Annotated in this window: 16 protein-coding genes; 13 read left to right on the top strand and 3 right to left on the bottom strand. The window is 41.5% G+C overall.

Features of this window, described 5'->3' with window-relative positions; genetic code table 11:
* Positions 1 to 5 precede the first annotated feature (5 nt).
* The 8 genes from J8M00_RS01110 to J8M00_RS01145 all read left to right on the top strand — a co-directional run bounded on the left by J8M00_RS01110 (position 6) and on the right by J8M00_RS01145 (position 11,258).
* Positions 6 to 1,892: a M6 family metalloprotease domain-containing protein gene (locus tag J8M00_RS01110; RefSeq protein WP_211008537.1), complete on the top strand. Its 1,887-nt coding sequence runs from the start codon at positions 6 to 8 to the stop codon at positions 1,890 to 1,892.
* A 300-nt stretch (positions 1,893 to 2,192) separates the two neighbouring features.
* A complete protein-coding gene (locus tag J8M00_RS01115; protein ID WP_211008538.1) occupies positions 2,193 to 3,206 on the top strand; it encodes an SDR family oxidoreductase in 1,014 nt (337 codons plus the stop codon).
* Position 3,207: 1 nt separating this feature from the next.
* Complete coding sequence (locus tag J8M00_RS01120) at positions 3,208 to 4,431, top strand: aspartate aminotransferase family protein (RefSeq protein ID WP_211008539.1); 1,224 nt, start codon at positions 3,208 to 3,210, stop codon at positions 4,429 to 4,431.
* A gap of 9 nt (positions 4,432 to 4,440) precedes the next feature.
* Positions 4,441 to 4,887 (top strand): type II toxin-antitoxin system RatA family toxin, encoded by a 447-nt coding sequence (locus J8M00_RS01125; protein WP_211008540.1) that lies wholly within the window; start codon positions 4,441 to 4,443, stop codon positions 4,885 to 4,887.
* Positions 4,884 to 5,999, top strand: coding sequence for an acyl-CoA dehydrogenase family protein (locus J8M00_RS01130; RefSeq protein ID WP_211008541.1), 1,116 nt, complete (start codon positions 4,884 to 4,886; stop codon positions 5,997 to 5,999). The genes J8M00_RS01125 and J8M00_RS01130 overlap by 4 nt, the downstream gene beginning before the upstream one ends.
* Positions 5,999 to 6,817 (top strand): formyltransferase family protein, encoded by an 819-nt coding sequence (locus J8M00_RS01135; protein WP_211008542.1) that lies wholly within the window; start codon positions 5,999 to 6,001, stop codon positions 6,815 to 6,817. The genes J8M00_RS01130 and J8M00_RS01135 overlap by 1 nt, the downstream gene beginning before the upstream one ends.
* Positions 6,818 to 7,095: 278 nt before the next feature.
* Entirely contained in the window at positions 7,096 to 8,166 is a 1,071-nt protein-coding gene (locus J8M00_RS01140) for an efflux RND transporter periplasmic adaptor subunit (protein WP_211008543.1), read from the top strand.
* Positions 8,163 to 11,258 (top strand): efflux RND transporter permease subunit, encoded by a 3,096-nt coding sequence (locus J8M00_RS01145; protein WP_211008544.1) that lies wholly within the window; start codon positions 8,163 to 8,165, stop codon positions 11,256 to 11,258. The genes J8M00_RS01140 and J8M00_RS01145 overlap by 4 nt, the downstream gene beginning before the upstream one ends.
* A 429-nt stretch (positions 11,259 to 11,687) precedes the next feature.
* On the opposite strand, the gene J8M00_RS01150 is transcribed toward J8M00_RS01145, so the two are convergent.
* Entirely contained in the window at positions 11,688 to 11,870 is a 183-nt protein-coding gene (locus J8M00_RS01150; RefSeq protein ID WP_211008545.1) for a hypothetical protein, read from the bottom strand.
* A gap of 1,621 nt (positions 11,871 to 13,491) precedes the next feature.
* On the opposite strand from J8M00_RS01150, the gene J8M00_RS01155 reads away from it, so the two are divergent.
* From J8M00_RS01155 to J8M00_RS01165, 3 genes are all read left to right on the top strand, one after another.
* On the top strand, positions 13,492 to 14,052 hold the full coding sequence (locus tag J8M00_RS01155; RefSeq protein WP_211008546.1) for a hypothetical protein: 561 nt from the start codon (positions 13,492 to 13,494) through the stop codon (positions 14,050 to 14,052).
* Between the two features lie 1,043 nt (positions 14,053 to 15,095).
* On the top strand, positions 15,096 to 15,671 hold the full coding sequence (locus tag J8M00_RS01160; protein WP_211008547.1) for a hypothetical protein: 576 nt from the start codon (positions 15,096 to 15,098) through the stop codon (positions 15,669 to 15,671).
* 734 nt (positions 15,672 to 16,405) lie between these two features.
* The gene (locus J8M00_RS01165) at positions 16,406 to 16,981 is read left to right on the top strand and encodes a hypothetical protein (RefSeq protein ID WP_211008548.1); all 576 of its coding nucleotides are present in this window, start codon (positions 16,406 to 16,408) and stop codon (positions 16,979 to 16,981) included.
* Between the two features lie 10 nt (positions 16,982 to 16,991).
* Here J8M00_RS01165 and J8M00_RS01170 read toward each other — a convergent pair whose 3' ends face one another.
* Positions 16,992 to 17,549 (bottom strand): heme NO-binding domain-containing protein, encoded by a 558-nt coding sequence (locus tag J8M00_RS01170; protein WP_211008549.1) that lies wholly within the window; start codon positions 17,547 to 17,549, stop codon positions 16,992 to 16,994.
* The gene (locus J8M00_RS01175) at positions 17,546 to 18,493 is read right to left on the bottom strand and encodes a sensor histidine kinase (RefSeq protein ID WP_211008550.1); all 948 of its coding nucleotides are present in this window, start codon (positions 18,491 to 18,493) and stop codon (positions 17,546 to 17,548) included. The genes J8M00_RS01170 and J8M00_RS01175 overlap by 4 nt, the downstream gene beginning before the upstream one ends.
* 407 nt (positions 18,494 to 18,900) lie before the next feature.
* On the opposite strand from J8M00_RS01175, the gene J8M00_RS01180 reads away from it, so the two are divergent.
* Positions 18,901 to 20,403 (top strand): calcium-binding protein, encoded by a 1,503-nt coding sequence (locus J8M00_RS01180; RefSeq protein WP_211008551.1) that lies wholly within the window; start codon positions 18,901 to 18,903, stop codon positions 20,401 to 20,403.
* A 1,074-nt stretch (positions 20,404 to 21,477) separates the two neighbouring features.
* Positions 21,478 to 22,080 carry a class I SAM-dependent DNA methyltransferase gene (locus tag J8M00_RS01185; RefSeq protein ID WP_211008552.1) on the top strand — a complete coding sequence of 201 codons (603 nt, stop codon included), beginning with the start codon at positions 21,478 to 21,480 and terminating at the stop codon, positions 22,078 to 22,080.
* Positions 22,081 to 22,083: the final 3 nt, after the last annotated feature.

The raw sequence follows: 22,083 nt of genomic DNA on the forward strand, positions 1-22,083 counted from the left end.
CTATAATGAAATTAGTAAGAAACATTGTTGCGTTGTCATCAATCCTTTTGCCGACGCTATCTATAGCCGCTATTCCCTATCAAAATGAAGAATATCAATTTACTCAGCCCAATGGTGAAGTTGTCTCTGTCTTTTTACAGGGTAATACCTATTATGCAGAGCAAAGAACGCGCTCTGGCAAATTGGTTGTATTTGATGAAAAACTCAACGGGATGGCTTATGCATCAGTGAACAAGGCAGGAACAGGCCTTGTCTCGACAGGGGTATTAGTTTCAGATCTAGATGAGGCAAAGAGTGGGATAGTTAGCATTGCCTCTGGCCCAGAAGTTGGGTTATCTAAAGAAGCTATTCAGGCATTAGTAGAGCAAAAGCAAAGTGAATTGTTACCAGCTCTTGAAAGTCCACTACTTGTCCGTACGCAAAGCACAGATGTGACGGCACAGGTGACCGGTCAAATCAAAGGGTTAACCATAATAATCGACTTCCCTGATGAGCGAGGGACTATTTCAAAATCTCAAGTAGAGCGCTTTTTAAATAATCAAAACTACACTGAGTTTGGGAATGCACAATCAGTACGTGGTTACTTTTTAGAAGTATCGAATAACAAGCTTGACTACACCAACACGGTCACTGCTTATTACACAGCGAAAAAGAACAAAGCCTATTATGCTGATTCTAGCTTGAGTTCAACGGTGCGTTCGCAAGAGCTGATTAAAGAGGCGCTCGATTGGTTAGAGTATCAACAAGGTTTTGATTTTTCCACTTTATCTACCAATAGCAGCAATCAAATTCGCGGATTAAACATCTTTTATGCTGGCAATTCTGACAGTGCATGGTCTAAGGGGCTATGGCCTCATATGGCAAGGTTGAGCCCGAGATTTTGCGCTGATGGAGTGTGTACAGATCGATATCAAATTACGGATATGCGTGCGAGCCTTTCAATAGGTACCTTTGTACATGAATCAGGGCATCTAATTACAAATTGGCCTGATCTCTATGATTACGATGGCAGCTCTCACGGATCTGTGGCCAGTTACGGGGTAATGGGCTTCGGTGCAATTGGCACTACTAATAAGTTTAGGCCGACACCACCTGTCGCGCATTTTAGAGCGATTGCTGGATGGGATACAGTAACTGAACTTAATCCAGCTGTAGATGCTAATGCACCGACTGGTCGCTTAAGTCATACATCAGGCAGCCATACATCTTATAAGTGGACCAATCCGAGCAATCGAAATGAAGCGTTCTATATCGAAGCAATTCATAAGTCAGGCCAAAATAAAGAGCAACCCAGCCAAGGTTTAGCTATCTGGCACGTAGACTCCAAGGGAAGTAACTCCAATGAGTGGTACCCATACATTCAAATGGAGCATGCTGATGGTAATCGTGACCCTGAAAATAAAGTAAATCGCGGTGACAGCACGGACTTGTATGGGGCCAGCGGTGAATTTAGCAGCGTCCTGCCAAATAGTTTGTCGTCACGAGGCACAAATGCATTGTGGTGGAATGGGTCTGACTCTGGGCTATCTATATCAGGTATCTCAGATCCCGCACAAACCATCTCATTTGATTTGGATTCGTCTGTTGTTGAACCTCCAAAAGGTGAGACTTATCGCGGAACACTCGCGAATAAAGCCCAACAGATCCAACCTAATGGCAGCTGGTTTCAGTATGCAGGTGGTGTCATCAAGCTTGATCTAAATGGCCCAAGCAATGCGGACTTTGATTTGAAATTAGAACGCTGGCAAGGTGGTAGTTGGCAAAGAGTCGCAGTATCTGAAACGCCCACGTCGGTAGAGTCGATCTCTTACAATGCGACAAGCGGTTACTACCGTATTATTGTTTATTCTTACGAAGGTGCTGGTGACTATACGTTAGTAGTAAATAAGTAAGGTGTAGTCAACTTAGCTCACAATCAATAGTGGACCTAGACCGCTAAGGCAGGTCCACTTTGAATATTTAACGCTCATATTCCCGTCTCAATATTTTTTGCACATTTCCTTGATACTTCAATAATTGGTTGCTGCAACTTCACTTTATTTTTTGCGTGATAAAGGTAAACGAATTTCAAAGGTTAAAATTTAGTAAAATATTTGTTTGATCTGAAATTGAAAATCATTATCATTATTACCCGTAAAGGGGACTTTGTGGTTTAGCGTGCTTTTTACACACAATATGATTAAGGAGTAATTATGTCTCGTAGATTTCTATTAACCGGCGCGACAGGCGTCGTGGGGCTCTCAATATTAGAGCTTTTATCCCCAAATGATGAGATTGTTATTCTAGTTAATCAACGATCTTTTAGTGACTTACCTCAGGGGGTTAGTCAGCAAATTCAGGGTGATATACGCAAGGCCAATTTTGGTTTAAGTGAAGAACAAATAGCACAGCTAGCAGGGGTAGAGTGTATCGTGCACAGTGCGGCACTAACTGACTTTACTGCCGATCCAGATGTGTTGGCTGGCATTAACGTGGCGGGGCTGCAGCATGCCATTCAATTATCCGAACAGCTCAATGTACCGCTTATCCACATTAGCACTGCATTTGTAAAAGGTCGAAATGGTCATGATTTTAATAATTATGAGCAAAGTAAGCGTGAAGCTGAGGCGTGTCTGAGTGAACATATTACTGTTGTGCGTCCGTCAGTGATTGTTGGTGACAGTACGCTCGGATTGATGCCCAAAAAACAGGGGATCCACAACATGCTCAAGCTTGCGACGAAAGAAGTTATTCCAATAGTACCGGGGGACGCCAATACTCTGGTTGATGTAATCCCAAGAGATATTGTGGCCAAGTGCATTTTAACCATTGTTGATAAAAAGCTGACGGGTGAGTTTTGGTTAACGGCAGGTGGTCTTGCCAAAACATTAGGGGACTTGTTAACACTCGGAGAGGATGAGGAGATCACCTCACAATATCCAATCGGCTTTAAAGCTCCAAAACTGATGAGCCCAACCACCTTTGAGCGATTGGTTAAGCCAGTCTTTATGCCTGCACTGCCAAAACGTTTTAAACGTATGTTTGAAGAAACCTCTATTTACTTAAAATACCTAGATATGTCTGAAGGGTTTCAATCTGATGTGCCCAAGCTGGCGGAAGTTGCAGGCGAATGTTATGAATTTGATGTGCGCCACACTCTGGCTAAAAACTTGGTTGCTTATGATCAAACTCACCCGCTGATCACTGAATTGTCAGGAGCAGATTAACGTGAGAGAACATATACTTGGTCTACTTAAGACGCACAGTAATCGCTCAAAAGCACGTTTATCCAACTTGATGAATTTGCCGATTGAACAAAGTGCTCAATCGGCGGAAATTCTCGATGAGAAAGGTAAAGTTTATTTAGATTTTGGTGGTTTTGGTGTTTTTATTTTAGGTCATAAACACCCCAAAGTTGTTGAGGCGGTTAAATCCCAAATTGATATGATGCCAATGAGTTCACGTACATTAGTGAGTCCTAATTTGGCGACCGCGAGTAAAAAGCTGGTAGATATATGCCCTGATGCCATCCAATACGCTTTTTTCACCAATTCTGGTGCTGAGTCAACGGAGTTGGGATTAAAGCTTGCTAGAGCCAACGGTTGCAAGCACATTATTGCGCTCACCGGTAGCTATCACGGTAAATCATTGGGTGCGCTGTCTGTAACGCATCGCGATGAATTTCGAGCACCTTTTTCTCCTTTATTTGACAATGTTGAGTTTGTTGAGCGCGATAACATCGCTGCTTTAAAGTCGGCATTTGCAAAGCACAGCGAGCCTGTTGCATTTATCGCAGAGCCAGTACAAGGTGAAGGCGGTGTTTATGCCTTGAGTTATGAATTTTTACATACCGCAAAGCAATTATGTGACCAGTCTGGCGGTTTGTTTATTTGTGATGAGATCCAATCTGGTTTGGCACGCACAGGCGCTATGTGGGCGATAGATAAACACAATATCGTGCCCGATGTGATGTTAGTTGGCAAAGGTCTCAGCGGCGGCGTCGTGCCCTGTGCCGCTGTAGTCGCGACAGAAAAAGCATTTGCACCCTTGAATCAAGATTTTATGTTGCATTCAAGTACCTTTGGAGGCTCGCCCATTGCACTGGCGGCGGCAGAGGCGACCATTGATGTTTTGCTCAGTGAGCAAGTAGCGCAACGCGCGGCTCGTCTGGGGCAACAGATCCTCGATAAACTCAACGACATCGTGCACGCTAAAAATGCGCAACACGAGGAGCAAATTATCATACGAGGAGAGGGGCTGTTAATTGGTATTGATGTAGGCACGCCAGCCCGAGCTGGCCAGCTGACACTGTCACTGCTCAACCAAAATATTCTTACCAGCCATTCATTAAGTAATGCTTCAACTGTGCGCCTTACCCCTTGCGCATTTTTAACCGACGATCAGTTAGCACAGTTGTACAGCGCATTCACCATCGCAATTGAAAAGATTTAAGGAAAGACCATGAGAGACGTAAAATACATTCAAACTGTTAACGCTTCAGCACAACAAGCGTTCGATAAGATTGCCGACTTCAAATCGTTTGAAAGTCATTGCCAAGCTGTGATCTCTGTGGAAGTCACAGAAGTTAGCGAACATGAGTCTGAGTCTGCATGGCTAGTGCATTTTCATGACGGCAAAATGTCTTGGCGAGAGCGCGATATATTTGACAAAACCAATCTAAAAATTGAGTTTACGCAAATAGAAGGAGACGCAGACATCTTTGAGGGGTGTTGGCGTATCGAAGCACTAAATGACGCGCAGTGTACCATCGCATTCGATGCTCGTTTTTGTATGGGGATCCCAACACTTGCAGACATTCTTGAACCGATAGCAGAGTCCGCAATCAAGCAAAATGTCGAACAAATGTTGAGTGAGTTATTTGCAAGCCAAACAGAGGCCGTTGCATGAGTACCTACCAAAAAGCGCAGCAATTGCTGCGCGACACATTACCTGAATTGGCAAGTCACTTGAGAGAATCCCATTTTGATGAGCTTGAAGGGGAGCAAAGCCAAGCAATTAATATATTCAAAGCAGCTGGCGGTGCGTCCACTTTAGTTAAAGAGAAATACGGTGGCAAAGGGCTCAGTGCATGGCAGGCTGTGCAATTACAAATGGCAATTGGGGGCGCTTCTCCGTCTTTGGCGATTGCCGCGGGTATGCATCAATTCTCAATTGCGACACTGCAAGAAATGGCCAAAATTGGGAACGGATTAGAGTCACTGATGTTAGAAGGGATCTCTCGCTCAAACTTACTTGTCTCCTCGGCGTTTAGTGAGGGACAAATTGGCAAAAGCATTTTGAAGAGCCAAATTATTGCTAAAGAAATTGATAAAGGATACGTCATATCAGGTGTGAAAAAGCCGTGTAGCTTAGCCCATTGTATGGACTTATTAACGGCAAGCGTTCAAGTTGAACCAAAATCCGGTGAGCCGTATTTTGCTGTGGCAATGATACACAAAGCGTGCGAAGGCATTTCTGTAGAAAAGTTTTGGCAAGCACCGTTTTTAAAAGCGAGCCAAAGCGAAGCCGTGGTGCTGGAGAATGTGTTTGTACCGCACTCAATGTTGGTCAATGTTGATGAAAAATCGGCATATCAATCGCATGTTGCTGGGTTTGTATGGTTTGAGCTGATCACCTGCGCTTCTTATTTAGGCATGGTATGTGGTTTAGTCGAACGTGCCTGTGAATTGGGTAGGTTACAAGATTCAGACAAAGCAAAGGTGCATATTCAACTAGAGGCATGTGCACTATCACTTAAAGCAATCGCGAGTGATATGAACGACCAAACTCAAGATACCCTTGCCCAAGTATTGAGTGTCCGATATCACTTGCAAGATGTGCTTGCTGATGTGACCCAAAATATACTGAGTTTGGTCGGCGGTATTAACTATATCAATACAGGCTATTTCGCGACAATAGCCCAAGTTATCCATGCATTTAACTTCCATCCGCCTGCTAAACACGCGATGTATGGACCCCTGAATCAATATTTTGATGGCCAAGAGTTGGAGATGGTGTAATGCGTTTAGCGCTGTGCAATATTGAAAATATGGCGACCTTGCCGGCAATTCTTAAGGTTTTGGAAACGCACAAGGATGACATCAAGTTAGTGATCACCAGCGATCCATACTCAAAGAAAAATGGTGGTTTTATAAAACAAGCCTATAAAAATATGCGTAACCGAGGTTATAGCTTTACAGAGTACCTGTTCGTTAAAATGGTACTTGCGACGCTTATCCGTCCTATATTAAAACGCTTCGGAATGGACGTTTTTCCCAGTATTAAGCAGCGCTGTGAAGATCTTGGGATCACACACATCAAAGTCAAAGATGTAAATTCTCCTGAGGTGGTTAATCTACTCAAGGATAAACAAATAGACCTGTTGACCATTTATTACTTTGATCAGATTTTACACGACGAAGTCATTGGCATTCCAAAACAAGGCGTGGTTAATTTTCACCCTGCTTTTTTGCCTCAGTGCAGAGGCTTGTTTCCCATTATGTTCAGCTACCTATACAACCAGCAGAGATACGGGATCTCAGCCCATTGGGTAGAAAATAAAGAGATTGATGCTGGCCCTATCATCGCACAACGCATGATTAAAGTGCCAAAAGCTGAGTGCCTATTAGATATTGATAGACAGGTAAGTAATCATTTTCCACAACTATATGGAGAGGTAATGCGTACGCTTAAACATCAACAAGCTGATGCTCAAAATCAAGCACATGCTGGTAGTTACTTTTCATATCCAACCAAGGAGCATCTCACCTTGTTCAAACAGTCACTTTGTTTGGTTAAATGGAGATGGGTCCTAAATGCGTTGAGAAAACAAGGCTAAGAATCTGCGGGTGAGTATGGATTTATTCACGAGATTAGTACTTAAATGTTATCGGTACATCTAGTATAAAAATCAAACAGCGGTACAATGAAGGTAAGTTTAGTATTTTTATTCTAATGTGACCGTTTATACAGGGTTACTTAAGCGAGCGAAGTTGGCTCGCTTTTGGTTTTTAAATTACTTTACTTTGCCTGACTCTACAGAGTTTTGGCGCAATACACTAAACTGAAGGTCTACAGGGCAAGTATAAACAGTAAAGAAGTTCGCAAGGATCATATATGAGAGTTTTATTAAGCTTGATGTTGTTACTTAACGCACACTTTTGTGTCGCGGAGGATGACAAGGCGCAAAATCAAGGGCTGCCCGTGGCGGCCTACAGTGTGCAAGAAGCGACAGGCTTTTATCAGTTTCGCCAAGTCACCGGTCAGGTAGTCAAACATCAAGAAGCGGAAATCGGGTTTGAATTTAATGGCGTGCTTGAAGCACTTTATGCTGATCAAGGCGATGTGATTGAAAAAGGGCAATTGCTTGCGAAGCAAGATACCCAGTTACTCGAGGTTGAAAAACTTGAACACCTTGCCAACCTAGATAAAGTCAAAGCCCAGCTGACACTCGCACAGCAAGATAGCGAACGACTCTTAAAACTCAGTAAATCAAACTATTCGGCACAACAACAGTTAGATCAAAACCGCTCACAAATCGCCGTACTCAACGCGGAATTACAAGTGTTGAAGGTCAAGATTAAAGGTATTGATATTCGACTTGGTAAAGCCCATTTAAAGGCTCCTTTCGATGGTGTTATTGCTTCGCGAAATGTGTCTCTTGGTGAAGTGGTGGGACCGGGGCAAACTGCACTGCGTGTACTGGAACAGGGTAATTCAGAAGTGCGCATAGGTGTGCCACAAAACTTGTTGATAAACATCCAACAAACTATGCCCATTAGTGTGGGTGGACATGTATATCAAGCTGAAAAGCGTTCCGGTGGTACAAATTTAGACCCCGTATCTCGCACAGTTCAATTGCGCTTTGCATTACCGCATGATGCGGTTGTTTTTTCAGGGCAAATGGCATCGATGACAATCGCAAAGAAACAGCAGAAAAAAGGGTATTGGGTACCTATTAGTGCACTCACTAACGGTACTCGCGGTACTTGGCAAATATACCAAATTGAGCAAGGCCATTTACAGCCTACAGCAGTTGAAGTGCTGCATAGCGATGGTCAATACGCTTATATAGACGGGGATTTGCAAAATGGCACAGAAATCTTAGCCAATGGGACTCACAAAGTTGCAGCGCATATTAAAGTAGATATTGTCCAATCGGTTGCTACTCGAGGTGAGCAGCAATGATTGCTTTTTTGTTGAATAATGCGCGTTTTCAAGTCCTACTCATCGCCTTACTGTTAGTGTCGGGTTTTGCGGCTTTAAGTAGTTTACCTCGCACCGAAGATCCACGGATAATCAATCGCTTTGCATTTGTGACTACCTACTTACCCGGTGCATCAGCAGCGCGAGTAGAAGCGCAGGTTACTGAAAAAATAGAGCAAAAGTTAAAACAACAAGCAGAAATAAAAAACTTGATAGCGATGTCCCGCTCGGGGATCAGTGTACTGAGTATCGAGCTAGAAGATGCGGTCATCGATAGCAACCCGGTGTGGTCAAGGTTGAGAGACTTGCTTGACGATGTGCAAATTGAGCTGCCCGAAGAGGCATCATCTCCCTTGTTAGAAGATGACCGGGGTTATGCGTATACCAAAATTGTCGCGTTAACCATTGAGCCCGACCGATCGGCATCATCGTCGCTGCAACAGACAAAGCAAATAGCAGTGAACCGATATACCAAAGAGCTTCGCAATCGATTAAGAAATCAAACTGGCGTTGAAGTGGTTCATTTATTTGGAGTCGCAAATGAAGAGGTGAGAATTACCTTAGACCCCACTAAGTTAAAATTGGCCAATTTGTCATTTGAGCAAGTCGCGCAAGCGGTAAAAAATGCAGATGCAAAAATATCTGCGGGTATGATCACCAACTCACAAGTTCAAATGCAAGTAGAGCTCTCTGGCGAGTTTACTAACATTGCTCGAATTGCAGCTATTCCTATCCAAAGTGATAGTCGTTATGGTCAGATACAGCTCAGTGATATTGCGAAAGTCGAGCGCATGCTGGTTGAACCGCAGCAAGAGGTTGCTTGGGTGGATGGTATGCCCGGGGCCTATTTAGGAATACGCATGCTGCCAGACGTACGTATTGATAAATTCTCAGCGCAGATAGACACTTTACTTAACGAGTTCAAGCATACGCTCCCCAATAATATTCAACTACACAGCTTGTTCGACCAAAAAGGTTACACCGAAGAGCGACTCGGTAGTTTATTAGACAATATTTTGCTCGGTTTTGCGCTAATCCTTGTGGTTCTATTCGTTACTTTGGGGCTCAGGGCTGCGATAATTGTTGGCCTCGCTCTGCCACTTACTGTGATGTTTACACTGGCATGTATGAATATGTACGGGTTACCAATTCATCAGATCTCCGTGACCGGTTTGGTAGTGGCTCTGGGTATCATGGTCGACAATGCCATTGTAATTACCGACGCGATTCAAAGATATCGACAACAAGGGTTAACGGTAATGAAAGCCGTATCTAAAGCGGTTAATCATTTTTGGCTACCACTTCTGAGCTCAACCTTAACGACCATTTTGGCATTTATGCCCATCGTATTAATGCCTGGGCCTTCAGGTGAGTTTGTAGGTGGTATCGCTTTAAGCGTGATTTTTGCTTTAGTGGGATCCTATGCTATCTCTCATTCCTTAATTGCTGTATTCGCAGGAAAATATGTTCAAACTGACAATACAAAAGGCAATGGATTCTTAGTTCAAGGGATCCGGCTTGGCGCGCTAAGTGAGGCTTTTGAGAAGATGTTAAAGCGCTCTTTAAAAACGCCATTACTCACTACATCATGTGTCATGGTATTGCCTATTTTAGGGTTTATTTCAGCAGGCCAATTAACCGAACAGTTTTTTCCACCTGCAGATAGAGATATGTTCCATATCGAAGTCCGGCTATCGGACAATGCCAGTATTCATGCAACCAATGCATTAGTTAAAAGAATGGACGAACATATTCTTAAACATGAAGGTATTGAGCGTCTTGATTGGATGGTCGGGCGTAATATCCCGATTTTTTACTACAACTTAATGCAAAGGGACAAAGGAGCGCGAAATTACGCTCAGGCGATGGTTAAAGTCACTGACTTTGAACGAGCTAATACACTGATAAAAACCTTGCAAAGTGAATTAGATAGGGCATTTCCTGAAGCACAAACTCTGGTTAGAAAGCTTGAACAGGGGCCACCATTCAATGCCCCAATTGAAATTAGAATATTTGGTCCAGAGCTCGATAAGTTGGCTGAGTTAGGTCAACGTGTAAAGCAGACTGTGATTGCGCATCCTGATGTGACGCATACGCGAACAACATTACAATCTGGCGCGGCGAAAGTTGAGTTAGTTGCACAAGAACCCCAGTTGATCCATGCTGGTGCTCAAGCACAACGTGTAGCAGCTCAGCTTCAGGCACAATCACAAGGCGTGACAGTGGCTAGTATTTTGGAAGATACGGAAACAGTGCCGGTAAGCTTACGGTTTGATAATCAGTATCGTGATGGGTTGGATGGTTTAGCTAATGTGGAAGTGATGGGTGATCAGCCTTTGCTCTTATCTGCATTTGCTACAAGTCGTATTGTGCCTGAACAAAGTACGATCCATCGCCGAAATGGAGAGCGACTTAATGTGGTGGAGGCATTCTTGCAAACTGATGTCTTGCCTGCAAAAGTTTTAAAAGAGATACAGGTGCAATTAGAAAAAGAGCAATTTGTGCTGCCTGTAGGCTATCGGTTGGAAATTGGCGGTGAATCTCAACAGCGAGATCAAGCTGTTGGGAGTTTACTGGGTAAAGTTGGCGTAATTTTTGTCTTGCTGATAACTGTGCTTGTGTTGACATTTAATTCCTTCACGACAACAGGTTTAATATTGATAACTGCCTTTCAATCAGCGATGTTGGGCATTTTAAGTGTTTACATTGCTGGTTATCCATTTGGGTTTACAGTCATCATAGGGTTACTAGGTCTCATGGGACTTGCGATCAATGCTGCGATAGTTATTTTGTCAGAGTTGAGAGCGAGTAAAGCCAGTACCATAGACGAGATTGTGTCGGGTGTAATGACGTGTGCTAGGCATATTACGTCTACGACTATCACAACGGTTGGTGGCTTTTTGCCTTTGATCCTTGCTGGTGGTAGTTTTTGGCCTCCATTTGCAATTGCGATTGCTGGGGGCACTGTGCTGACAACTGTTCTATCATTTTTCTTTGTGCCTAGTTGTTATTGGTTGATGAAGAAAAAGCAATCCTCTTCTTTTATCACCAATCTCAAAAAGATAAAATCATGAAATTAGCGAGAATGGCTGGGTTATATAGCAGCCATTCTTTATATGTTCGAACATTACCAACAGTGTCTCTCCATTTTTTTTGCATATTCTGACGATATGCTTGGAGTAATAGAAAATAAAGTCGATTTTAATACCTTCCAAGCAAGCAGAGTCACATGGACGTGGCTTCTTTTTCAGTTAAGTTCACTTGTCTGTTTATTGTTATCCTTTAAGACTTAAACGGATAGCAAGCCTGAAATAAACGATCCGAGTAATATGTAAATGATAATCAAGCTGATAAACTCTCTCGAAAGATTATGCAATCAAGAGTGAGCATAACGTGTGATATGGCATTATCAATATTTAGAAGATATTAAAAGGGAGGGGCTGATTTTGAATTAGAAAGCCCAAGTTAAATACCTTGAGCTATTCATCATGTTTTTAACCAGGTTATAGTGGGTGTTTACATGTTCCAACTTGCATGTGTGTAAACCAACGACAGCCTTTTTCAAAAACCGTTGCTGGGAAAGGGTTACCACCTCCACCTGCTACATTAGGCGTTTGCATAACAGGAAGCGCTTTGCTGTCTTTTGATAGTGACTTAATTGCTTTTTTATTTATTTTTAATTTCACTTTATATTTCCTTGTTGAATCAAGTGTTCAATATTTACATTATCAGAGTTTTTACATCTGTTAAAGCGCTTGGTTTGTAAAGTTCCTCTTCATCCTGTAGGTTAACTCATAATTTTTAGATGTTTTTACTCATATTTCCTCGCATTTTAAATGGATGCCTTTGTGGTTTTGTTTTTTGAAATTGTAAATAATATGCGCCTTATATTTGTACATTGTCAGCTGTGAATTGGTGGCTTTGGTAAAGTTAAAAGGTGTTAAATCGATTTAGTGCAATAATGATTGGTTTGGGTGTGTGTTGTTTTTTAATTTTTTATATGCCTTTAATTTTTATCTTTGAATACATTATTAATTATTGGGCATGTTTTTTATTTGCCCATATAAAACTTATCCTATCGAACAGGCATCCTTGATGCGCGTGACGAGATTACTTTTAACTTAGCCTTATCACCCTAAATTTGTTTCAGGGTCCATCTATTTCCAACCTTAGCGTCAATCATTCAACCAGCTACGAATATGGATTGCGGGGCGAGCCCACAATGACGAAAGGGGATAGTAACAGTTGATTTCAAGTTTTACCCTTTGAAATAGCACTAGCTACCCTTAATCCATCTCCATGAACTAAACCTCTCGTGTCTCTGAACTAAAACCCGCATCCCTGAACTAAACCTCGTCATCCTGAACTTGTATATGGACTCTACTTGTTTGACAACATGTTTTTAAAATTAAAGATGCTTGCGTATATGCGGTTTCTTTTGAGAGCGCGACTCTCTAACCTTTGATTTATTCGCACCTTCTGTCCTAAACGTTTCGCTAGTGTATTATCACTTCAAGTTCAGACAGGTTTTCAGAAGGTTGGTCTTACCGTTTTAATTACATTGTTGTCGAACTCTTTTGAAGATGTTTTTTAAATCATAACGGGATGGTAATTCGTACTCGAGCGCAATCACGTTACGATTATTCATATATGGACTCCTTTGTTTTGGTCGACACCACAATACACTGTATGTGAGATGTGGTGGAGTCCATATATCGTTTCAGGGTCCATCTATTTCCAATCTTAGCGTCAATCATTCAACCAGCTACGACTATGGATTGCGGGGCGAGCCCACAATGACGAAAGGAGATAGTGACAGTTGATTTCAAGTTTTACCCTTTGAAATAGCACCAGCTACCCCTATTCCATCTCCATGAACTAAATCTCCCGTGTCTCTGAACTAAATCCCGTCTTCAGGGTCCATCTATTTCCAGTCTTAGCGTCAATCATTCAACCAGCTATGACTATGGATTGCGGGGCGAGCCCACAATGACGAAAGGAGGTAGTGACAGTTGATTTCAAGTTTTACTCTTTGAACTAACCCCTGCTCTGAGCAATCTCATTTATCTTTAAAGATAATTTATTTTATCCAAGCTTTGCTAGGCGAAATTCCCAGTTGTTTTGGCGCGTGTGTTGCTGTATTTTATTGTGAATTTCACACTTATTACAGGTGTGTCATCTGGTGATTTTTCTCGCGCTGCTTGATAAAAAACCTAAATTCCGAGTGTTTTTATCGTTCCCTAATTGTTGCTGAATATTGTTTGTACTAGGTCCAAAACGTAGAAAGAGAGTGTTTCCGTGCCGCCAATGCCAGAATTAGAGTTGTATAATCTCATTGCGCTCAGAGGGTTTCAAGTTTGTGTGTTTAGCATTGCTATATACTTTGCTTTTGTAGCAAAGAAAAAAGGCATCGCGTTTTTGTATGACAAGCGCTTTAAACTAAATTCTGACTACAGCATTAAACTAGTATCCTATTGGATCACATTTGGGGTGATTTTTGTGCTTCACCTTGGTGATGAGCAAATTAACTATGCAATTATTACCGCAGACATCGACTATATATTTAGGAGGCGGCTTTTCTATCTAGTTAGAGTGTGGATTGTACTGATGTTTTTGACATCTGTATACGCACTACATTCGCTCAGAGGCTGTCCGTTTTCACATACAACGCGATTGGTTTATTATCTTTCTATGCTTGTTGCGACAATTAGCTTTGCACAATTTATTTTGAGAGGGTATCTACACACGGACATCTTAAGCCCTGTTTATCGGGGGTTTAATGCGGTTCACTACTTTTTTCTTTCTATTACTTTATTGTCTTACCCTGTAAAGGAGATCTATCAATCTTATCGAATTCGAGCGACTTAAGCTTTGATGGTGCTTTCTATGTTCAAATATGATAACCAACGATTTTAAATGACCACGTGAGAACAGAACGCATTTTTTCTGTATTCGCCAGTTTTTAATGTTAACTCAATGCGTAAATAACAAAAATATGGTAAGAATAAGACTGTTTAATAGCGGAAGTTGAATATAGTGTTCTTGATCTTCCTGAGGGTATTGAGTTGTTTTGGTGCTATTGTTGGTGTATTTTATTGTGGTTTTTACATCTATTTGAGCCTATTATAGACTTGCATTTTGATTGGCATACAACCCGGAGTTAAGAGATAGACCCTACTTAAATTTTACCTTGTCCATATCTATTGATAACACATAGTGATTTACCAAGTCCAAATGTAGGAAGGGAGTGTTTTCGTGTCCCAAATGCCAGAAATGGAATTATACGATTTTATCGCGCTCAAAGGGCTTCACCTTAGCGTTTTTTGCATTGCTATATATTTTGTTTTTGTAGCAAAGCGAAAAGGAATCGTGTTTTTGTATGACAAGCGCTTTAAGCTAAATTATGACGACAATATAAGTTTAGTATCATACTGGATTACATTCGGGGTGATTTTTGTACTTCTCATAGGTTTCGATAAAATTAACTATGCAATTATTACCGCAGATTTGGATTATATTTTTAGAAGACGACTTTTCTATCTAGTAAAAGTGTGGATTGTACTGATGTTTTTGACATCTATATACGTACTACATTCACTCAGGGGTTGCCCTTTTTCACAGTCAACGCGGTTGATTTTTTATATTTATATATCCATTGCGACATTGAGCTTTGTGCAGTTTATTTTGAGAGGGTACTTACATACGGATATCTTAATGCCCGCCTATAGGGTGTTTAATGCAATTCACAATGTTTTAATTTCTATAACTTTACTGTCATACCCTGCAAAGGAACTGTATCAATCTTATCGAATTCGAGTTGGTTAAATGTGTGACTAGGTGTGATATCGCAGTGTCCTGATTATTTGTTGACTGAGCGTAGCTTGGTATTTGGTAGAAAGAGAAAATTAACAGTGTTCCAGTACATATTTGAAAACTACCCTGCAGTTCCTTTTAGAACCTTTCAAGTCATCATGACTGTTACTTTGTTCTATTTTATTTATGAAATAAAGCGTCATGACGTATCTATGTTTTACGATAAGTCTAGAGAGTTAAAAAGTGATGATGATAAAGATCTAGTCTCTTGGGGAATAACATTTTGTGTTGTTTATATTATGCAGTTTATTGATAACCCTATGCATATCGCTATTATAGGTTTGGATATGGACTACATTTTGAGGCGTAGACTCTTTTATCTACTTAAAATTTGTACAGGCTTGGTAATCTTTTTTGCAATCTATGCTCTGCATGCCTTAAGAGGGTGCTCATTTTCTCAAGCAACAAGGTTTATTTACTACATTTACTTACTGCTGATAACAGTACACTTTTTGCAGTTTATCTTAAGAGGGTATATGGAAACCAATATTCTAAGCCCATTGTATCGAGCGAATGCATCTCTATGTTATCTATACCTGACTATAACAATACTGACTTTACCCATATCACGGCTTTACCGACGTTGGTATACGGCAAGAAAAAAAGTTGATTAAAGACTCAAAACTGCTTTCAACTGGATTTTAAGTTCAACTACCCAGTACTGAAAAACAGCAAAATAAGGTCATTACGGTAATATAAAGCCCGCAATGAAAAGAGATATACTGAGAATTCATCTATGACACGACCGGACCAAATAGAACTTGCAACAATAGCATATTGGGGCTACAGAACTGCAGTATATACGGCATTCTTTTATTTTATTTTACAAGCTTACAGGCGTGGCATCGCAATATTTTATGATAAGCGTTTAAAATTAACAGATACGTCAGATAAAGATCTAGTTTCATGGGGAATAACTATTTCAGTCATGTTTGTTCTGCAATGGATTGACCATGTACTCCACTTCTCATTGATTGGGCTCGAGATGGATTATCTATTGAGACGAAGATTATTTTACGTGATAAAATTGTCCTTGGCCTTGTTTTTTATCTTTATCATCATAGCACTGCATACACTAAGAGGGTGCACATTCTCTCGCCTTTCTAGACTGTCTATGTATTTGTTTATACCTAGCGCTACCATGAATTTTATGCAATTGATTTTTAGGGGCTACTTGGAATCAGAGGCTTTACGGCCTTGGATTGTAATGGTCATGGTGAGTGTCCAGATATGTTATTTTGTTGCAATATTTATATACTTAGCAATACAACTATTTGCCGATTACAAGCGATATATAAGAGGTCGAAAAAATGACCAAGAAGAGTGTTAAACCGACTGAGGCTATGCTGTGGCACAGTCTTTAGAACCCGAGTTGTACAACTGGATCGCAGTAAGAACCTATCAAGTGGTCGTGCCTGTTGTTTTTATGTACCTGATTTACATGATAAAAAAGAAAGGCGCGAGATTCTTCTATGATAGAAATCAAGCTGTAAAAACAGACTCTGAGAAAAGTTTGATTTCTTGGAGCATCACTGTTTGGACCATAGTTATGTTGTATATGACAGATGGGTATGTGAACCAAGCAATCCTTGATGCTGATATGGATTATTTGGTTCGAAGGCGGCTATTTTATTTTACTAAAATGTGCTTTTTAACCGCATTTATGCTTTGTATATACACGCTTCACAGACTGCGAAATATCAGTTTTTCTCAATCTACCCGCGTAGTTTTCTATAGCAGCACCTGCAACATTACAATGTTTTTTGCTCAGTTTATATTACGCGGTTATTTGGAAAATGACATTTTGTTGGCCGCCTATCGCCAAGTATCAGCGGTTCATTACATTGTCTGTTGTTTGGCGATATTGTACTTGCCACTTCGTTTGTTTATCGCTGATTTAAAGCTACGAAAAGGCGAGTACTGACTGAATAGTATTAAACTGCAACCTCTTTTGCATAAACAATCGAGTATTTGGCACAGTTCTGGTTGTCTTGCCAACCAATTTGTTTAGTGACATGCAATGGCACTCCATAGAACTGTGCCATTCCAGCAAGTACGCCCTCAACCAAATCGAACATTCTCCTCGACGATGTGTATATCAAGTTAGCTTCGATGGGAGAAAGTGCATCATATTGAAATCTAGGAGGTTGTGCGTCAGGATAGAGCTTTTTTAATTCTACGTGATGCAAGTCGTCCAATTGTTTTAAAACATAAGCCGGGTGTGCGTAGTCTGTAAATTGCTTTGGTAACAAGCCTGACAGACGAGGATATAACCACTTTCCAAAACCAAAATGCGCCTGCTCTAGGCTGATCCCTGCTTTTTCGATCACAATGTCGACCAATTCGATGAGTTGTTCGTCTGGGTAGTTTTCCGTGCGGACAAAACCTGTACTGGTGTCAAACGAACAAGCCTCCAATGCGTCATATAATAATTCTTCACCGGCGACTTCACTGACAAACTCTTCGAGTAAGATAAATATATGTCCTTTCATGATATGGGCTCCTGTGTAAGCGGCAGACTAATGGTAAAAACTGTCCCTTTTCCCTCTGTACTTTCAACTGCAATACGGCCCCTATGTTGTTGAATTATTTTGTATGAAATAGATAGTCCTAGGCCTGTACCTTTTCCAACGGGTTTTGTGGTAAAAAATGGATCAAAGATATTACGTAAGTTTTGTGCTGAGATCCCAATGCCATTGTCCGCGATAGTGACATAAATGTTTTTGTCATCGAAACTACTTGTAATGTCTATCTTACCGAGCTTTTCGATTGCTTGCCCGGCATTAATTAAGAGGTTTAAAAACACTTGGCACAGCCTATTTCCGCTGCAACTGAGCTTGGGTAATTGACCAAGTTGTGTGTTTAATGTCGCATGATGTTTAAAGCTGCTTTGCGCCAAATTGATAGCTTGATCTAACACCAAGTTAAGATCTTCAGGTGCCATCTCTTCATTGTCAACGTGTGTGTAGTTTCTCAGCTCAGTGACGATAGAAGCAATTTTGTTTAACCCACACAATGACTCATCCATCAGATCAGGAATATCATCTTGGATAATGGCCACATCATAACTGGACTTTAGCGTCAGCATTTGCTGCTCATTGGGAACCATTTTTTCAAGGTCATCTTGGTAAGCTAACAGGGTGACCAAGTACATTTTTAGCGTTTCGATATTGGACCTTGCATAGCCAGTAGGTGTATTGAGCTCATGTGCCACACCCGCAGAAAGTTGGCCCAGAGATGCCATTTTTTCTTGCTGGATCAATTGCTCTTCTTGTTTTTTCAGCGCATCGAGCGCCGCACACAACTCTTCGTTTGCCTTATACAAACTGCGCGACTTTGACTCGAGCAAATCCTCAGCGTGTGCTTTGCCAGCCAGCGCACGCTGCAATTTTTTTTCGAGTAATACGATGGTGTTATTTGCTTCTAGTGTTGTCATGCAAATCCAAATCAGTCGTTACACTTAGTTACTTACAAGCAAGAATGGCTCCATATTATTTCGTATGTGTTGTCTAAGATACTTTATTCATTGAAAACAGAAGGTAACGATAAGTGCTGAGCTTTTCTTAAACTGGTTTTGGTACCATATTTGCATTTTGCAAATATGGTACAAGGCGGAGATTTTTATCAAAATGCGAAAATAAAGGTTTGTTAAGTCAATTTGCGAAAAGCAAAGCTGTTTTGCAATTTGTTACTGGCAATTTCTGCCAAACTACTCGCCAAATGTGCCATAAAGCACCCCGGCGGAATATCTTCACTTTTCTTACTTATTTGCTTTCTAGGCTCCTCAAAGTGGTCAAATAAAGGAATAAAAGGCCTTTTTATCAATTACTTTGGGGATACAAAATGACATTTAAAAAAAGAGCAATCTGCGCTGCTTTAACTATAGGCCTGTCGAATTATGCGTTGGCGGGCTGCGGTGGTTTAAGTGACGGCGCAAGCGCTTACATTGACGGCGATACATTAAAAATTAATGGCACGAATAGCAGTGAAAAGTTTACGTTGAGTGTGTCTGGCGACAACTTAAAAGTAACCAGAAAAGTTGGCAACAGCAGTAGCTGCGATACATTCTATTTGAGCCAAATTGACAATATTTACGCATCCTTAAACAGTGGTAACGATACATACAATGGCAAGGATGTAAATGTCATTCAAAAGGTGTATGGCGGCGATGGTAACGATCACATCACTACAGGTCGTCAGAGCGACTATATTCGCGGTGGAAATAATAACGATACGATTTTTGGTAACAGCGGCAACGACACCATATTGGGTGACAACGGTAATGACGAAGTGGATGGTGGTTATGGTAACGACTACATTCGCGGTGGAGCTGGCCACGATAAACTGATGGGTGCTCATAACAACGATAAGATTTTAGGCGATAGCGGCGGCGACCTGATCATGGGTGGGCAAGGTGAAGACCGGCTGTACGGCGGCGATGACAATGATTACATCGGCGGTGGCTGTGTACTTGAAAATGCCAATGGCGGTGACATTTACGATGCGCCGCACTGTGATCACAGCAAAGATGGCGCAGACAAACTCTACGGAGGCAATGGCCACGATGTACTGAGTGGCGGTAAAGGCAGTGATACCTTATATGGTGATGATGGCAACGATTACCTTGCGGGTAATGAGGGCCGTGAAGACCGCTTGCATGGAGGCGACGGAGATGATGCGTTATTTGAAGATGGCGACGGCAATTCGAATAATAAACGCTGGCACAAAGCGTGGGGTAATGATGGCGATGATATTATCGTAACCAACGGCGAGTTCTCTGATCAAGAAGGTGGCAAGGGTAATGATGTGATCATTGCCCTTTCAACGGGGTATGATGCCAAAATTGAAGGCGGCAAAAACGGCGACTACATTTGGACTGGCGACAGTGCCCCACAAGGTTCGTGCGGTCAGGGCAATGACAAAGGTATGTTCTTACTAGATAAATGCGAAGGCACAACTTGGGTAGATGATTATCAAGGCCTTCTTTCAAAAGTGGATAAACGCAGTAACTTCGATAATCCGTATTTTGACGCAGCAGATGCCGTAGTAGAAATGGACGGCTCCCACACTGGCTTTAAAAATGGCTGGCGTAGCTATAAAGAAAATCAAAAGCCCCATGCCTTATACGACATTGTTTCATCAATGGTGTTTTATCGTTGGTTAGACAATCGCGCAACAACGCCATGGTCATATTACGAGTGGAAAGTGTCGTTTAATCCTGGCAATGGCATGTACGGTACATACACACACTGTATGGAAAACAACATAGCTTATACTTGCGTTTGGCAAATCGGTCAAAGCCAGCAGTGCTACAACAAAGACGGCAATATCATTTCATGTGATTAATCTAATCTGGCAATTAGATGTTAAACCAAAGCCCACAATTGTGGGCTTTTTTGGTTGGAGTGTTTGAATAATATGGTGGTATTGTGAATTAAAAGTCGTGATTCAGAGCTAAAACCTCGTCACCTCGAACTTAGACCCCGTCGTCCAGAACTCAACCCCCGTCGTCCGAACTCAAACCCCGTCATCCGAACTCAAACCTCGTCATCCTGACGAAAGTCAGGATCCATTTTCAGTTTCAAAGTACCGGTCTTCAGCCTTTTAAAAAAATGGATTGCGGGGCAAGCCCACAATGACGAGTGTGTAGAATGAAAGCTAATCTCAAACTGTCCAGTTTACGCGAATATTCGCTACTCTCAATCGTCACCTCGAACTTAGACCCCGTCGTCCGAACTCAAACCCCGTCATCCTGACGAAAGTCAGGATCCATTTGTTTTACACTCAAAGTGCTCATGATTCAGATTGAAAAAAGAATAGATTGCGGGGCAAGCCCACAATGACGAGTGTGTAGAATGAAAGCTAATCTCAAACTGTCCAGTTTACGCGAATATTCGCTACTCTCAATCGTTACCCTGAACTCAACCCCTGTCATCTTGAACTCAAACCTCGTCATCCTGACGAAAGTCAGGATCCATTTATCCTAGACTCTAAGTAACTTTTATTTTTCAGACATTTCAAGGTCTACTTGTTTCAGATATAGCCGCATATTATTCAATTACACAGAATAAATATATTACCCAAAAGATAAGTGCAAATCATAGAATTGCTGTAATTAGGTGTAATAGACGTAGAACATAAAAGTTGCTAATTTAAAGGGTTTTATTGATTATTTGTTTTTGATACAGCCATAATTTATCCATAAAAGTTCTCAATAACCGAGCTAAAACACTATAAATAGTGTGGGAAATCGTGTTAAATGATGGCTAGCTATAAATTATTTAATACAAAGTTATTTGTTAATAGCAATTAGTTAGAAGTAAGCGGTTAAAGGACTTTTAAATCGCGTATAGCAGGACCTATCAATGTCAGTAGTAGTCTATACGTGCCACCGCAGAGTATTATTTTTTAAGGTGAGCGATGTCCGAGTCTACTTTCCATTATTACAGTCAACATGCCCAAGAATTTGCAGATGCTACTCTGAATGTAGATATGCAGCCACTGTACACGCCTTTCTTACAAGCACTGCAAGATAAACCCAATTCGCAGCAGCATATTCTCGATGCAGGATGTGGCAGTGGCCGTGATGCATTGGCATTCAAAAAGCAAGGTTTTCAGGTAAGCGCGATGGATGCCTGTCCTGAGTTCGTTGAAATTGCTTCCAACCTGCTAAACCAACCAGTGCAACACGCACGCTTTGAATCATTCAATCACGTTGCAGAGTTCGATGGTATTTGGGCGTGTGCCAGTTTATTGCATGTTGAACATCGCAACTTACCAAGCGTCATGCAAAACCTTGAACAAGCACTCAAGCCCAAGGGGGTCATGTATGCCTCCTTTAAACATGGGCAAGGTGAACGAATGCACGGCGAGCGGCACTTCTCAGATCTCGATGAAGAAGGCTTAGCGCAGTTACTTGAAGGGCTACCCTCAATGGATGCCATAAAAGTATGGGTGACTGAAGATAGGCGGCCCGGGCGAGAGAACGAACTTTGGTTAAATTGTTTACTTAGGAAGGATTAATTA

This window comes from Pseudoalteromonas luteoviolacea, assembly GCF_018100925.1.
GTDB lineage: Bacteria > Pseudomonadota > Gammaproteobacteria > Enterobacterales > Alteromonadaceae > Pseudoalteromonas > Pseudoalteromonas obscura.

Excerpts from the sequence above, each read along its gene's own strand:
- J8M00_RS01110 (WP_211008537.1), top strand. The coding sequence starts at position 6 with ATGAAATTAGTAAGAAACATTGTTGCGTTGTCATCAATCCTTTTGCCG.
- J8M00_RS01115 (WP_211008538.1), top strand. The coding sequence starts at position 2,193 with ATGTCTCGTAGATTTCTATTAACCGGCGCGACAGGCGTCGTGGGGCTC.
- J8M00_RS01125 (WP_211008540.1), top strand. The coding sequence starts at position 4,441 with ATGAGAGACGTAAAATACATTCAAACTGTTAACGCTTCAGCACAACAA.
- J8M00_RS01130 (WP_211008541.1), top strand. The coding sequence starts at position 4,884 with ATGAGTACCTACCAAAAAGCGCAGCAATTGCTGCGCGACACATTACCT.
- J8M00_RS01135 (WP_211008542.1), top strand. The coding sequence starts at position 5,999 with ATGCGTTTAGCGCTGTGCAATATTGAAAATATGGCGACCTTGCCGGCA.
- J8M00_RS01140 (WP_211008543.1), top strand. The coding sequence starts at position 7,096 with ATGAGAGTTTTATTAAGCTTGATGTTGTTACTTAACGCACACTTTTGT.
- J8M00_RS01145 (WP_211008544.1), top strand. The coding sequence starts at position 8,163 with ATGATTGCTTTTTTGTTGAATAATGCGCGTTTTCAAGTCCTACTCATC.
- J8M00_RS01155 (WP_211008546.1), top strand. The coding sequence starts at position 13,492 with ATGCCAGAATTAGAGTTGTATAATCTCATTGCGCTCAGAGGGTTTCAA.
- J8M00_RS01170 (WP_211008549.1), bottom strand. The coding sequence starts at position 17,549 with ATGAAAGGACATATATTTATCTTACTCGAAGAGTTTGTCAGTGAAGTC.
- J8M00_RS01175 (WP_211008550.1), bottom strand. The coding sequence starts at position 18,493 with ATGACAACACTAGAAGCAAATAACACCATCGTATTACTCGAAAAAAAA.
- J8M00_RS01180 (WP_211008551.1), top strand. The coding sequence starts at position 18,901 with ATGACATTTAAAAAAAGAGCAATCTGCGCTGCTTTAACTATAGGCCTG.
- J8M00_RS01185 (WP_211008552.1), top strand. The coding sequence starts at position 21,478 with ATGTCCGAGTCTACTTTCCATTATTACAGTCAACATGCCCAAGAATTT.